Source organism: Candidatus Acidiferrales bacterium (assembly GCA_035515795.1).
Classification (GTDB): domain Bacteria; phylum Bacteroidota; class Ignavibacteria; order Kryptoniales; family JAKASW01; genus JAKASW01.
The window spans coordinates 44,842-60,792 of record DATJAY010000023.1 but is presented as its reverse complement, the minus strand read 5'-3'; the positions used below and the strand labels follow the sequence as shown (position 1 = coordinate 60,792).

At 46.1% G+C, this 15,951-nt stretch carries 9 protein-coding genes and 1 riboswitch; all 9 genes read left to right on the top strand.

Annotated elements, in window-relative coordinates; translation table 11 throughout:
• The first annotated feature begins 71 nt into the window (after positions 1–71).
• The 9 genes from VLX91_10020 (at position 72) to VLX91_09980 (ending at position 15,945) form a co-directional block, all read left to right on the top strand.
• Positions 72–2,033: a T9SS type A sorting domain-containing protein gene (locus VLX91_10020; protein HUI30541.1), complete on the top strand. Its 1,962-nt coding sequence runs from the start codon at positions 72–74 to the stop codon at positions 2,031–2,033.
• A 169-nt stretch (positions 2,034–2,202) separates the two neighbouring features.
• A complete protein-coding gene (locus VLX91_10015) occupies positions 2,203–5,247 on the top strand; it encodes a TonB-dependent receptor (GenBank protein ID HUI30540.1) in 3,045 nt (1,014 codons plus the stop codon).
• Between the two features lie 111 nt (positions 5,248–5,358).
• Entirely contained in the window at positions 5,359–7,059 is a 1,701-nt protein-coding gene (locus VLX91_10010; GenBank protein HUI30539.1) for a T9SS type A sorting domain-containing protein, read from the top strand.
• A 176-nt stretch (positions 7,060–7,235) separates the two neighbouring features.
• On the top strand, positions 7,236–8,879 hold the full coding sequence (locus tag VLX91_10005) for a thioredoxin-like domain-containing protein (protein ID HUI30538.1): 1,644 nt from the start codon (positions 7,236–7,238) through the stop codon (positions 8,877–8,879).
• 243 nt (positions 8,880–9,122) lie between these two features.
• A complete protein-coding gene (locus VLX91_10000; protein HUI30537.1) occupies positions 9,123–10,253 on the top strand; it encodes a glycosyltransferase 87 family protein in 1,131 nt (376 codons plus the stop codon).
• A 93-nt stretch (positions 10,254–10,346) separates the two neighbouring features.
• On the top strand, positions 10,347–11,135 hold the full coding sequence (locus VLX91_09995; protein ID HUI30536.1) for an SDR family oxidoreductase: 789 nt from the start codon (positions 10,347–10,349) through the stop codon (positions 11,133–11,135).
• A gap of 19 nt (positions 11,136–11,154) precedes the next feature.
• Positions 11,155–12,321 (top strand): 4-phosphoerythronate dehydrogenase, encoded by a 1,167-nt coding sequence (locus VLX91_09990; protein HUI30535.1) that lies wholly within the window; start codon positions 11,155–11,157, stop codon positions 12,319–12,321.
• 94 nt (positions 12,322–12,415) lie between these two features.
• Positions 12,416–12,533, top strand: a riboswitch (SAM riboswitch).
• A 171-nt stretch (positions 12,534–12,704) separates the two neighbouring features.
• Positions 12,705–13,895, top strand: a complete 1,191-nt coding sequence (locus VLX91_09985; protein HUI30534.1) for a PLP-dependent aspartate aminotransferase family protein — start codon at positions 12,705–12,707, stop codon at positions 13,893–13,895.
• A gap of 283 nt (positions 13,896–14,178) precedes the next feature.
• Positions 14,179–15,945 carry a nitrite/sulfite reductase gene (locus VLX91_09980; protein ID HUI30533.1) on the top strand — a complete coding sequence of 589 codons (1,767 nt, stop codon included), beginning with the start codon at positions 14,179–14,181 and terminating at the stop codon, positions 15,943–15,945.
• The last annotated feature ends 6 nt before the right edge of the window (positions 15,946–15,951 follow it).

Genomic DNA, 15,951 nt, shown 5'->3' with positions numbered 1-15,951 from the left:
GCAGAAGCTTTTTATAAGTCATATCATTCATACAAATTGTACTAATTAAATTCACTTAAGGGAGGTAAAAAATGAAGAAGTCGGTATTATTTATAGCCATGCTACTTTTCCTCGCAAGTTCTGTGAGAGCTCAGGTTCTCGCGAGCTTTGCAGACAGTACGCTAGATGGCTTTGTCCAAAATACTGGTGGTTCAGATTCGATCTACATCGCTGCTGATCCGGCGGCGGTCCATAAGCACGTTGTGGGCTGGCACATGACATTGATCGGCTCTAACAACGCGCAGATGCAGACGGATAACATTTCTGTTAATGGAGCTCAAGTTCTCACTGTCTGGATTTATATTCCGAGCAGTGCGAATATGCCTGATACGACAGAGATAGGAATATGGGCAATGGATCACACGCATTGGTCTTGGAAAGAAGTCGACACGAAGGCTTCAGCTATTCCGAAGGATACGTGGTTTCCGCTGTCATCTCCTTTGACTGAACTTGCGTTGCAGAATCCTGTCGGTTCTGCCGGACCCTTTGATCCGGTCAACAACCAGATAAGGCTCGGCATGCAAATATGGGGCTCGGTATGGACCGGCGTATTCTACATTGCTAACATTTCTATTGTTGGTGCAAAACCGACCGTGCTTGGCGACTTTAGTTCTGATCTGAGCGGTCCGAACAGCACAAAGTTCTCCAATCAGTGGCACAACGGCTGGGTCGACAGCACATACTGGAGCGATACTACTCTTGCCGGCAAGACTGGCGTCATGGTGTGCCAGCTGAAAAACGGTTCAGCTTCAACTGGTGCGACTTCATTTGGGAATCAACCTGATCCAGGGTTTGCCGCCCAGGGTCAGAATTTCTTGGTACAGTGGGTATATGTTGACACCACATTCCCTGACACCTTCAATATCCAGACGTGGGCGCAGAGCGATCCCAGCTGGAACTGGCCACCCAATGGTCCGGTGACTTACAATGGCATCAATATTCCAAAGAAGGTCTGGTATCCGTTGTATTTTGACCTTGCTCAAGCCAGTATCCTGGACACTGGTTCCGGTTCTTTCTTCAATACATACAGCAAGAGCACGGACAATTTAAGGAAGTATGGAATCCAGATCGGTGGCCCCAACGGCGTAACCTGGAATGGAAATGTATACGTCAGCAACGTTTCTGTCATCAACCAGGTCGTCGCCGGTCCGCCTAAAGTTTGGAACGCCGCGGACTTTGAAAGCGCTGGGTCAAATGGCAAGGAGGGATTTTATGTGCCGAAGTATGCTTCAGGTACGATAAAAAGATACGCCGACCTGACAACCAGCGATCAGAGCTATGTTTTGCAAGGAACTTTGAATATTTCCAAGAATGCCCCCAAGTTCGCAGTCGCTAGAGATACTGTTTCGATGATGGATGCAGATGATTCTGTTGCTAATGCGATTTCGTTCGGGTTGTATTTACCAGCGAAGTTCCCCAATAAGGCATTGGTGGAGTTCTATGTATCAAGCGGCAAGAACGACAGCGTTTTTGTCATTGACACGGTCGGCTCGCAGGTAACCCATGCTCAGTGGAACACGTTGTCAATCACGAAGCTGGATTCACTCGCAGGAGCAGGGAAGTTTGATCCTACCAAACCTTCGCAGGTTGGCGTGGTTATCTGGTATCCCGCTCCTTATGATACGACATCGTGGTCAGGCAATATCGAATTTGATAATCTTGTCGTAAGTGGAATCTCTTTCCCTCATGAGCTTGTTGACGGAGTTAGAGGTGCTAACAGTAATCTTCCCAAGGAATATCAACTGTACGCCAACTATCCGAATCCTTTCAACCCGTCCACAACCATAAAGTATGATCTTCCGAATGATTCGAAAGTAGTTCTTCAAGTCTATGATGTCCTAGGAAGAGAAGTAACTACGTTGGTCAACGAAAAGCAAGCTGCCGGATCCTACAACGTAAAATTTGATGGTACAAGGTACGCCAGCGGAATTTATTTCGTTAGATTGACGGCTGACAGCTTCGTCAGGACTCAAAAAATGATGCTTATAAAGTAGAAGCTTTTACTTCGAGAGGCGGGACCACCTCGGTTCCGCCTCTTTGTGTCAAGAATATTGAATTGTCGGCTCTCTTGACCTCATTATGGAAGAGCGACACGCCGCAGAAATTCCTTATGAAGTGAGATGGTCGACTGTAGTTGAGGCGATTTAAAACTAGGGAGAAGCTATGGTGGAAGAATTTTACAAATTTCTACGAAAGACCTCTTTTGTCTTGACTTTCCTTTTTATACTTTTTGTGCAGGCACTCCACGCGGCGAGTTCGGGGACAGTTAAGGGTGGTATTTTTGACAAGCAGACTAAGGATCCTCTGCCGGGGGCCACGATCGTCGTGAAGAACACCAGCATAGGTGCTGCATCGGACTTAAATGGCAATTATACCATCTATAATGTTCCTTCGGGTGAACAGACAATGACGATTTCCTACGTGGGTTATAACCAACTGACTGTCCAAGTAAACGTACCGGAAAGTGGTGAAGTCGAAAGGGATTTTTATTTGGAGCCGACAACCATTACAGGGCAGACGGTGGTCGTAACTGCCCAGGCCCAAGGTCAGATGCAAGCGATTAACCAACAGCTTTCTTCGAACAGCATAGTGAACGTGGTTTCCGCTGCCAAGATACAAGAGCTTCCGGATTTCAATGCAGCTGAGGCTATCGGTCGTCTTCCAGGGGTTTCAACCCTTAGAAGTTCAGGCGAGGCGAGCAAGATTGTAATCAGAGGTATCGCTCCGCAATATAACCTAGTAGCCGTAAACGGGATCGACCTCGGCGCTACGGGCAACGGTGGAGGGGTTCAGCTCAATCCTTCGGCGCCAGTTAATCCCACGCAAGACAGGAGTGTTGACCTGACAATGATTACTCCTCTGATGCTGCAGTCGGTTGAAGTGTACAAGAGCCTGACGCCGGACATGGAAGCTGACGCTATCGGCGGCTACGTGAATATGCAGTTAAGAGAAGCACCGTCAGGGCTGCATACCGATCTGTTGTGGCAGTCGGGTTACGTGAACAAAACCAAGACTTACAATAACTATAAGGCGCTGGGAGCAGTGAGTGATCGTTTCCTTGACGATAATCTCGGTGCATATTTTCTCTTGAACGTGGAACGATATGATCGAAGCGACGACAATTTTTATGCGCAATATCAGAATTTGAGTGCCACTAAGGACAGCATCACCGGTTATGCCCCTGTCGAAGTAACCAGTATCCAGCTGCGGCGGCATATTGAAACAAGGAGCCGCTATGGAGGCAACCTGATTTTAGATTACAAGCTCCCTGCAGGTTCTCTGACGGCCATAAACATGTTCACACGCTTGAACTCCGATGGTACGGACTACACGACAAATTATGGCACCGCGTCCGGGCAAAGCAAGAATCTCAATTTCAATCTTTCCAGTGGCAACGGCAACACCGATCAGATGACGAATGCGCTTCAAGGCAAGTACGATTTTGGATTCATGTCAATGGATTTGGGTGCTGCTAACACCTATTCTAGGAACTACATCCCGCATCAGTACACATTTACAGTTACTGAGGAAGGTGCAATAAGCGGCCAGATAAATCAGAACACTCTCCCTGAGAATATTGTTCCGAGGGCCCAATACATCGACTCGCTGACATACCTGCAGTTCCTTGGAGATGGGAATTATGATTTCAAGGAGAACGATCAAACCTATTCCGGTAATTTCAAAATTCCGTTCAATCTTGCTTCTTCGGTGTCGGGATTTCTGAAATTCGGAGGGAAATTCAGATATAACCACCGCGTGAACGATCAGAACCTGCCATACGCGCAAGTGTTCTACGGCGGAAGCCAGTTCCTTGTCGATTCAATGCACGCGCAGCCGCAGTTTAACAACCTTAAGTTGGTCCTGACTGGCCATAGCATTACCACATTCTTAGGAAGCGATTTTACAAACTCGGATCAAGGCCTTGCCAGGGACTTTCTCAATGATAAGTTCGGCGATCTAATATGGGTGCCGGCTTCGTCTACGCTGCAAGGAATGGTCAACTATATAGAGGGAGTTCCGGCACTACTCAATCCGTTGGGTAACGGCTGGGTATCAGGACTTTATCAAAACGAAATTAATGATTATGCTAATTACGAAAGATACTACGGCGCATATGCAATGTCCGAGCTCGATCTCGGTCCGAATCTGATGATCGTAGGCGGCGCGCGATTTGAACAGGACAATACGCAATTCACTGCATACCGGATGAGGAGCAGCGGTAATATCATAAATCAACAAGTTGACACGGTTACATTTTACCCGAAGAATAGATATTGGCTCCCCATGGTTCAGGGCAAGTACGAGATAGCCGACTGGGTGGATTTTAGATATTCGTATACTCAGACACTTGCTCGCCCTGATTTCACGGCAACCGCTCCATATTTCAATGAGGATCAAAATGGAACAAACATCAACGCCGGAAATCCTAATCTTGTTCCTGCGCAGTCATACAACCATGATGCTCAAATAGCTTTTCACAACAGTGAGATAGGTCTTCTAACCCTTGGGGGTTTCTACAAGACCATACGTAATTTCAGCTATTTCGTGGGCGGGTACAGGTTGGTGGCAGATTCTCTCCTTCCGGCAAATTACCCGTCAGGCTGGCCAACGATGGGACAGTATGCCAGGTATAACGGGAGTTCAAGTGCAACCATAAATACCTGGGAAAATAACCCATACAAAGCCTTTGTAAAAGGACTGGAAGGCGATTTCCAAACCAGATTATGGTACCTCCCGGTTCCGTTTGATGGAATTGTTATTGGTATTAATTATACTCATATCTGGTCGAACACTTATTATCCTTACGTGTTTAACAGGAATGTGACCTTCCCGGGTCAGAGGAGACCTACCACTGTCGTGATCGACTCCTCTCGTTCGGGCCAACTCATCGACCAGCCTGCCGACATTGTCAACGCTTCTCTCGGTTATGACTACAAGGGCTTCTCGGCGAGACTTTCTTTCTTATATCAGGGAAAGATGCTGACAGGTATCGGCGCGTTGCCCGAAGGAGACGGCATCGAGGAACCTTACTTCAGAATGGATGCGACAGTCAGGCAGACGCTGCCTGTAACGGGACTGCAGTTGTTCTTTGATGTAAACAACATTAATTCCCGGGCCGACATCTCCCTGCAGAGAAGCATTGGAGGTTTTACGTCCGAGCAATATTATGGTCTTACTGCTGACCTGGGCGTCAGATATACGATGTGATAATTTTTCTTGAAAGGAGGAATGAGACGGAAATAGAAATATTAAATGTTTCGAGAATGAGTTTTTTAATCTTAATAATTAACAAATGCAAAAATCAGAAGGAGAAGTGAAATGAAGAAGTTCATTTTCGCATTGCTTCTAGTAACTCTTGTCGCTCCGTTATCGTTGTTCGCCCAGACCGCTGACACCGTTGTCGTTCCGAATGACAACAATCAGGGGACGATCAACACCGTAATTCAAGGTGACACTACCGCGACGGGAGCTCGAAACAATCCGAATCGAGTGTATGAATTGGTAAGAGGCGGTTATTACCTCTTAAACGGTTGGATCACGGTTAAGGCAGGGACTCAGATTACCATCATTGGTGCACCGCCCCCGGCTTCCGGCACAGATCCTGGTCTGCCGGTGGTAATTCCTGGTGTAGCGACCGGTGTGTATTACAGCGAGCCGTTTGATTGCTACGGAGATTTAACCCTGAAGAATATTTGGCTCTTCTATGTTGACAACAGCGGCGCTCAATCATGGAATCAGATGACATTCGAAAATACAAGTGGATTACATGGAACTTTTGACAATGTCATTTTCGATTGGGATCAGGCCCCTGCTATGCACATTCTCGGCAAGCACTTTACGGGAATATTTACGAACTGTATTTTCCGGAATGATATTGATCCAGGTCAATGGTGGTCGGGCAGGCAAATATACTTCGAGTCGGCTTCCAGCGGCGACTCGGTCGGATGCGAAAACAATACCTTCGAGAATATGGGATTTACTTTCCAGACGCAAGGAATACCTGTGCATCGCATCTGGTTTAACCACAACACTTTCCTGAATGTTGCAAAGTTTGCGTTGCAGGAAAGCTACTGGACATGGCTCGTCTGCACGAACAACGTTTTTGTAAACGGCCATTTCACCGGCGAGCGTTACTCCGACAGGATAGGCCAGGATCCGAACAATTTACTTTACGGAGCGGTTCTGAATGTTGACACACTTGTGAACAATCCAACTTTCGATGGGACAGATAGCGTCCACGAGATGCAGCGTGTCATAATCTTCGAGAACAACAGCAACTACGCGGACACCTGGTTCCAGCCATTCTTTACCACCTATAACGATACGGTCACCGCTCTTAGCCGCCAGATCTTACCTGAACCTTTGATGAATGATCGGAGTGCAGGATTCTTCGATCCTGAGATCTATCCTCATCCTTTGGTGAAGATGGCAAATATTTATGACAGTACCGATCCCGGATTTACCACTCCTGCCACCAATAAGGACAGCATTCTGACGTTCCTGCAAGCAAGATACACAGTGGGAGGCAGCGTATTCTGGGGATATAACCCTGACCTCAATGCTGCCTGGCCGCTAATGGAGAACTTGACCTACAGCAATACGAAACTTCTTACGGCCGGAACGGATGGATTGCCGCTCGGCGACCTTTATCACTGGTTCCCGACACAGTACGCTACATGGTTGGCTAATCGTACAGCGTATGACAACGCAATCTGGAACCTGACCGATGTCAAAGAGGTTCCCAATACGCGTCCAACCAGGTATGCCCTCTTGCAGAACTATCCGAACCCGTTCAACCCGACAACTAACATCAGATATTCTGTCCCGCAGAATGGCTATGTTACGTTGAAGATTTACAATGTTCTCGGACAAGAAGTGGCGACCCTGTTCTCCGGTGTCCAACATGCGGGCGATTACGTAGCAACATTTGATGCCAGCAGGTATGCCAGCGGTATTTACTTCTATCGCTTGCAAGCCGGAAATACATCTCTTACAAAGAAAATGGTCTTGTTAAAGTAAGCAGTGAAGCCGTGACCTTTCCGCTGTAAGAGAACGGATACAGTTAATTTTCAGGAAAGACCGGGTATTGTTTTCATGAAGCTACCCGGTCTTTTTGATTTAGCCGTGTGATCTATTTTGTGATGGTAAGAAAATATTTTCCCCGAAGAAATTGCCGAGACGTTAAGAGGAATGTAATGGAACCGAATATGCTGAGGTCAGCTTGCTTTCTTTTTGCCGCATTGTTTTGGTCTTTCCTTGGTCATGCTCAAACCAAAGTTACAGGAACGGTCGATGGGTTTGATGGCAAGCCCATGCTTTGCGCAAATGTGACCTTGTTGAGGCTCCCGGACTATTCACCAGTCAAATCTGTTGTTGTAGAAAGGGATGGCAAGTTTGAAATAAATATAGACTCATCAGGCATCTGGGTATTGCAGTTTTCCGGCGTGTTCCATCAGGAACATATGACGCTACTCTATATCGACAAACCTGGGGCGATTGATGTTGATGTGCGACTCGCAGCTTATCATTATTTGAATGACCTCGACGGCGCAAAAGTAAATAGTAACGTCAACAACTGGTATATCCTGAAAGCCGTCCCTATGCAGAAAGAGCTTGGTGGTACGTATTCCGCAAACATCGAGACCAATGCCGATTCGATTCTTTATCGATTGTTGGGAGTCAGAGAGGGTGATCAGGTTGAAGGAACGCAGGCGGATAAATATGTATATAACGGGACAGGGGGTTATAATTGCGTGGTAACGGCGACAAATGGGAGAGTTGGGATTATTCTTGACCCTAAGAAACTTCCGCGTTCAGAAAAACCCGAGAGGATCGCTTTTGTCGGGACAGATCCGGTGATATCGAGGTTTGCAGAAATCTATGATGAGTTACAACATTGCCGGACTACGTATCAATCTGCGCTCAAAAATTACATAATGTCAAGAACTGCGCAAAAACAATCCAAGATGGATTTCTCCCCTATCCTGTCGTCCATCAAGAAAGAAATCAAGCATGAACGCAACAAAGTATTACGGAGAGAGTTATACCTAAATTATATCACCGTTGCCATGATGGCGAGACAATTGGATAAATCGATCTACAGAGAGTCTTTGAAACAGATTTCACCTTCATCAATCGTCTGGCTCGTAAATCCTCACAGTGTTTACTATGCTTTGGGACATTCGGGTCTGACTCAGATTGAACAGAACAAATACGTGAATGAAGTCCTCGATGAGAACCCTGAGGACAGAATAAAATCCGCATTGTTATATGATGAATTTATGGTTGCAAAGTTGTCTGAGCAAACAGAAACGGCAGCGCATTATTACGGCTTGCTCACCGGCAGATTCCAAAATACGCCCGAGGGGCAACAGCTAATCAAAACTCTTCCACATGAGTACGAGTTAAGGGCAGGTAGGTCCGTCCCGCCATTCTCTCTTGTCTCAATCGATGATTCAACAAAAATTATTTCTAATGAAACCTTAAAAGGAAAATATTATTTATTGAATTTTTGGGCTACAACGGATACAGAATCCGTCGACGAGGTAAAACTGCTGAGTGATGTATATGAAGGATACAGGCATAGTAACTTTGAGATATTGAGTCTTTCGGTCGACAGTATTTCTCAGAATGTGACGGAATTCAGAAAAAGCAAGGTGAAGATGCCATGGTTGAATGCATTCTTGGGGAAAGACATTAACAATGAAGTTGTCCGCGAGTTCCAGGCAAATACTATCCCGGATCTGATTTTGGTAAATCCGCGAGGGATCATTGTGGCTTTGGGGAATGAATTGGTAGGAGGTAATCTTGAGAAGAAACTCACAAAACTTTTGAAGTAGCCGGTCATCAATTTAAATCCTTTGCCGTCGCTGTGATTTTCTATTTGTGACATTACACGGCATTGGCTAACTTGCACCATTAGAGACCGATGAATGGAAACATTTCTCCCGATACGTTTATTCCTATCCTATGTTTTCCTAGTTTTTTCATCTCTCTCTACAACTCTTTTGTCCCCGATTGTTAGCTACTCTTTTGTATACATTCTTATTTCTCTTCTTTACATTTTGTTTTGTAAAACTATTTTGAAATATGCATCACCTGCAGGGCGTTTTCTTGTTTTGATAATAACGGGGCTGGTCTTGAGATTGGTGCTGATACCGATCCATCCAATCGGCTCTGATGACTTTTATAGGTATTTGTGGGATGGGAAAGTCATTGCAAACGGAATAAACCCATACAGATATTCTCCTTCAGATCCGGCCTTGACCGGACTTCATTCTCAGATTCTTCCGGCGCGTGTGAACTTTGCCGATATGAAGACAATCTATCCTCCCCTTGCCGAAATTCTGTTTTATCTGGCGTATAGGATCAGCGGGGAAAATTTTCTTGGAATAAAGCTCCTCTTGTTTGTCTTCGATATCATGACGCTGTTCGGGATATTTATGATTGTCCGGAAACTCAATCTTAGCCGGAAGAACATTTTGTTGTATGCACTCTGCCCGCTGCCGTTATTTCAGTTCTTTGTCGACGGACATATGGACGGATTCGGTCTCCCATTGCTTGTGTTTGGAATTCTTTTTTATATCACAGACAAAAAACTTCTAAGCTACTTTCTTATCGGTCTATCCATTTGCATCAAACCGTTAGCGCTGATTGTAATCCCGATATTCGTCTTCTCGGAGAGAGGCATGCTCAATCGTCTAAAAGTTGTCACAGTGCCCATCGCTGTCTGCGTTCTACTTTATCTCCCTTTCCTTTTTTCCGGTTCGCCATTTCAGGCTTTGATTACATTTACCGAGAATTGGACTTTCAACGGAGTTGTATTTGATTTATTGAATTCTTTTTTAAATGATAACCAGAGGACAAGAGCCGTTTGTGCGTTATTGCTTCTCGTCCTTTATGCTCCTATTGTCTTAAGCCGAAAAGAGCTTCTCACAAAAATCTATCTGTCGGTCTTTCTCTTGATGATATTTTCACCGGTCGTTCATCCGTGGTACCTAAGCTGGTTGGCAATCCTGCTGCCGCTGCATCCGAGGTGGAGCGGAATTGCCTTTGTAAGCCTGATAAGTCTGACTTCATTCACTCTAGTTACATACCAACTGACGGGTGTGTGGAAGGATTACCTGGCGGTTCTTTTATTCGAGTATGTCCCCGTATTGAGTATGTTTTTATACGAGATTGCCGTTCCATTACCTATCGTGCCTCGGCAATAATTTGTTCCAATTGCCTTACATAAATTGCTTTCCGAATGTTAAATTCATGTGAGTGAGTCGGGAAAGTTTTAACCTATTGATTGGAGCTGAATAATGGCTAATTCCTATTTGGAAGATCTTTTTAGATTAGACGGTAAAGTTTCCGTTGTGGTAGGCGGAAGCGGCGTCCTTGGCGGGAGCGTTGCGGAGGCGATTGCAAAAGCCGGGTCGAAGGTTGTCATAGTATATAACCACGGCAAGGATGCTGCAGAGGATCGGGTAAAAAAAATTCAGAAGCAAGGCGGGGAAGCCATGATGGTACACGCCGATGCTTGTGTCAAAAAAGAACTTGAATCAGCAAAGAACGAGATTGCATCAAAGTGGTACACGGTCGATATCCTGGTCAACGCCCCGGGGGTTAATTCTCCGACACCTGTTCTCGATATTCAGGAAGATGAGTGGGAGCGAATTCTAAAAGTAAACCTAAAAGGTATATTCTTTGCTTCCCAAGTCTTCGGGAAGCACATGATCGACAATAAAGTAAAGGGAAGCATAATAAACTTTTCATCCGCGTCTTCTGAGATACCGCTTTCAAAAGTTTTCACATATGGAATATCGAAGGCCGGTGTGAACAACATGACCCGCTTTCTGGCAAGGGAGTGGGCCCCGTATGGAATCCGCGTCAATGCGGTCATGCCGGGGTTCTTTCCCGCCGAACAAAACAGGAAAATCCTGACGGAAGAGCGCCGAAAGTCTATTTTTAACCATACCCCGATGGCAAGGTACGGCGAGGCTGATGAATTGAGCGGCGCGATAATCTGGCTCGCTTCAAACAACGCCTCGTCTTTTGTTACGGGTACGATCATACCGGTTGACGGCGGCTTCACCGCGATGACTATTTGAAGATCCGGGAATTACTTTCATGAATATAGTCGTAGACTCTGCTATCCCTTTTGTTGATAAAACTTTCGGCCCTTTAGGCACTCTCGTTAAACTTGAAAGCAAGGCAATTGACAGCGCTGCAGTTCACGATGCAGACGCCGTTGTCGTGAGGTCTGAGACGAAGGTCGATGAGAAGCTGCTCTCTGGAAGCAAAGTGCAGTTTGTCGGCACTGCAACAATTGGCACGGATCACGTCGACGTCGAATTCTTGAGGAGTAAAAATATTGTTTTCGCGAGTGCGCCGGGAAGCAATTCGAATGCGGTTGTGCAGTATGTTTTTGCTGCGTTGTTTGCACTAGCCAGGAGAAAACATTTTCTTCTGAAAGGAAAAACTCTGGGAGTTGTCGGTGTTGGAAATATCGGGAGCAAGATCGTCCGCATCGGGAAGAAGTTAGGGATGCATGTCCTGCAGAACGATCCTCCGTTTCAAAGGGCAACGCGCAATCCTGAGTTCATTTCACTCGATGATCTGATGGTGTCTGACTTCATAACGATACACGTTCCATTTACACGCGGCGGTTCTGACCCCACTTATCACCTGTTCGATGAGAAGAGATTAATGCTCATGAAGAGAGGAAGCCTCCTTATCAACTCATCGAGAGGAGGTGTCGTCGACAATAGTGCCCTGAAAAGTGCGATTGCAAATGGAGTTGTCGGCGACGCGGTTTTGGATGTCTGGGAAAACGAGCCGAAGATTGACGTTGAACTACTTTCGATGTGTGCGATCGGGACTCCGCACGTAGCAGGCTATTCCATCGATGGAAAGATAAATGCCACGAGAATGGTTCTCGAAGCATTTTGCGCGCACTTCAGTTTACCAAAGCCGGGAGATTTTTCTTATCTAGTTTCTCCGCCTGAGCGTCCAATCATAGAAACAGACAACTCTGGTTCGAGTGCTGAAGATATTCTTGCTCATGCCATGAGTCATTGTTACGATATTGAGAAGGACGACAAAGCGTTGAGGAACATTAATTCCGTTGATCCTGCCGAACGCGGAGCTTTCTTCAAACGGCTTCGAAGCGGTTACCACTTCCGCCATGAGTTTTCAAATTTCAAAGTGAAGATCGACGGAACAAAAGACGGTGAACTTAAGGAAATTTTGTCTTCATTCGGGTTTGGAATAAATGCCGTCCTCAATTCGGATTGAATTGAGGAGATAATATTTTTGTAATCAAATACTTGACAAGTTTCCGATCAATTTGTATCTTGTCTAAGTAAAACAAGTTCTTTATTAAGCCTCTATCTTATCAAGAACGGTCGAGGGAACAGGCCCGGTGACGCCGTAGCAACCGGTTTGAATCTTCAAACGCAGGTGCTAATTCCTGCCCGCCGAATATGAGCCGACGGGGAAGATGAGAGGAAGATGTGTACATTACCCGTTACCTCTTCTGATCATCGGAAGAGGTTTTTTCGTTTTCCCGAACAGGATGTTCGGGACGCCGAACATAACAGGAAGTGATTTTGATCGGCACAAGTGATGCACAATAAAAGACCACGATTGATCGTAGTGGTCACGAAAGGAGTTAATGTATGCGTTTTCAGACTAACACAATCCACACCGGAGTCGATAAAGATTCCGCATTCAACAGCGTTATCACACCGATTTATCAAACTTCAACATTCCGTTTCGAAGATGTCGGCCAGACCAAGGGATTTGACTACACGCGAAGCGGAAACCCAACACGACGTGCGTTAGAAGAAAATATTTCTGCCCTCGAAGGAGGTGCAAGCGCAGCCGCCGTTGCTACAGGTATGGCGGCAGTTGCACTTACGCTACATTTTTTCAAATCGGGGGATCACATTATTTGTACCCACGATTGTTATGGTGGTACAGAGCGTCTTCTGCGCACCTATCGTGAACAATTCGGGTTAGAAATCTCTTATGTCAATATGAACAGTCTTTCAGCGGTTCAGGCTTCGATCAAACCGAATACAAAAGCTTTCTGGATAGAAACGCCGAGTAATCCTCTCCTTAATATCGTCGATATCAAGGCGCTGTCGCAGATTGCTCATCAACATGGTGCGATTTCAATTGTGGATAACACATTTCTTTCTCCGTTCAATCAAAGACCGTTTGAGCTTGGCGCCGACATTATAGTTCACTCGACGACAAAATATCTTAATGGGCATAGCGATGTGGTAGGCGGTGCGGTGGTGGTAAAGAGCAGGGAACAAGCAGAGAGGCTGCAATTTCTGGCAAATGCACTTGGGCAAGGTGCGTCTCCCTTCGATAGTTGGCTCGTCCTGCGCGGGATAAAGACGCTGGCGCCCCGTATGAAAGAGCACGAACGAAACGCCCGTGCCGTTGCCGAATTTCTTTCCAAGCATTCAAATGTTCGTAAAGTTTTTTATCCGGGACTCAAGACTCATCCGCAGCATGAACTTGCCGGGCGGCAGCAATACGGGTTTGGAGCAATCATTTCGTTTGAAGTCGATGGGACGAGGGAAGAAGTGAATCGCGTGCTGCGGTCGACAAAGATTTTCGCTCTAGCGGAATCGTTGGGCGGTGTCGAATCTCTTATAGAACACCCTGCAACCATGAGTCACGCCTCGATGAATCCCGAATTGCGTGAGAGTGCCGGTATAAATGAACGAGTGATTCGACTTTCCATTGGTATCGAAGACGTAAACGACCTGATTGAGGATCTCGATCACGCACTGACTTTCGAAGAAAAAGTGTTTGTTCAACCCGGCAAGCACAAAATTGCAGTGCGATGCTAATCGCTGAAATAATTTGAGGTTTTTAAAAATTTTAATGTTTAAACTTGACAAAAGAGTTATGTATTTGTATCTTATTAATGAGATGAATAGTAAGACACCTTCGACAACGTTAAACAATCGCTGTGCAGCGTGTGCATGTTGTTGTTGTACCTGTATGATGGGATCGCGTTGTTTTCGCGAAGGTGTAGGCCCATGAGTTGATTTAACCTCAATTTGACTTTTGAAGCCCTTCGTTGAAAACGAGCGAAGGGCTTTTTTTATATACAGAGAGAAAGAGAACATAATGTCGCAAACCGAGGAATCAATATATAGCATTGACAATCAGGTAGCGTATGCGGAGGATATACGCCTATTCAGAAATGAATTGAGTCGTCTGAAAAAAAATGAGATATCCGAGGATGAATTCAAAAAATTCAGGTTGCACCGCGGGATATACGGTCAGCGGCCGGACCAGGAGGGTTTCAACATGGTCCGCGTCAGGATCCCGTTCGGACTCCTGACATCCCTGCAGTTGAAAAGGCTGGGCGAGATAGCGCGCGAGTTTTCCGACGGGATCGCTCACATCACCACGCGACAGGACATACAGTTTCACTGGGTTAAACTGGAGACCGTTCCCGACGTCATGGAGAAATTATCTGAGGTTGGACTCACTACACGTGAAGCATGTGGTAATACTGTCAGGAATATCATAGGTGCACCTTTGGCCGGCGTAGCGAAATCGGAGCTTTTCGATATAACTTCATATGCACATCTCCTCGCAAAGCATCTACTGCGAAATAATTTAAATCAACTCCTTCCGAGGAAATTCAAAATCTCCTTTTCCGGGAGCATCGATGAGAGTGACGGTATCATTCCGTGGATACAAGATATAGGATATGTAGCTGCGCTTCAGGACGAAGACGGTAAGACGAGAAAGGGCTTCAAGGTCTATATAGGGGGCGGACTTGGTGGTCAACCGCGAGTTGCGGATTTGTTCGAAGAATTTCTGCCGATCGAACTCCTGATTCCGACCACGGAAGCCGTCCTCACGATCTTCAATGCATTCGGCGATCGAAAAAATAGAAACAAAGCACGAATGAAGTACGTGCTTTGGAAGTTGGGATTCGAGGATTTCAAGCGCCGGGTGCTTGAAGAAAGAGAGAAGATTATGGTATCCGGCAGAACATATCCCGAACCCAAAGAGGAGAATGAAACAGGATATTTACCCGTCGACGAAAATTTTATCCTTAAGACAAACGGTGATGTCGAGTTTAATCACTGGCTTGACACTAATGTTGCCAGCCAGAAACAGACGGGTTATAATGTGGTTTACATCAACCCGACGATAGGTGATCTGACGGTGGATCAGCTGTTTGTAATGAGCGAGATCTCGCAGCGCTTTTCGAACGGAAAAATTCGTACCACGCCGCAACAGGACATAGTTCTACGATGGATCAGGTCTTCAGATTTGAATTCGCTTTACCGGGAATTGAAAACTTTAGGTTTGAATCAAGCGGGCGCACTTGATTCTTCAAACGTGACTTCATGCCCGGGAGCAGATACCTGCAACCTCGGCATAACTCATTCACGCGCCCTAGGGAAGGAATTGACTCAGCTATTTCATCGTAACGCCGATTGGGCCGAAGTGTTGGAAGGTTTTCGTGTAAAGATAAGCGGTTGCCCGAACTCATGCGGTCAACATCATGTTGCAGCAATCGGGTTGCACGGCGCAACAAAAAAAGTCGAAGGCGGAGAAATTCCTTCGTACTTAATTTCTGTTGGCGGAGGCATGAACTCCGGCAAACAAACGTTCGGTGCTACGCTGGGAAGAGTACCGGCTCGATATGCTGTCGAAGCTGTCTCACGCATCATTAAGAGATTCATCTCCCAGCGTAGCACCGACGAAAATTTCTGGCAGTTCACGGAACGTGTCGGAGTCCGTTCGTACCGCGACGACATCAAAGATCTCTCGGATTTCAGGGTGGATAATCGAAACGCGGAACTGTTTGTTGATCTCGGAGAGAAACAGGCTTTTGCCGCAGTGACAGGGGAAGGTGAATGCGCGGTCTGACGAAAA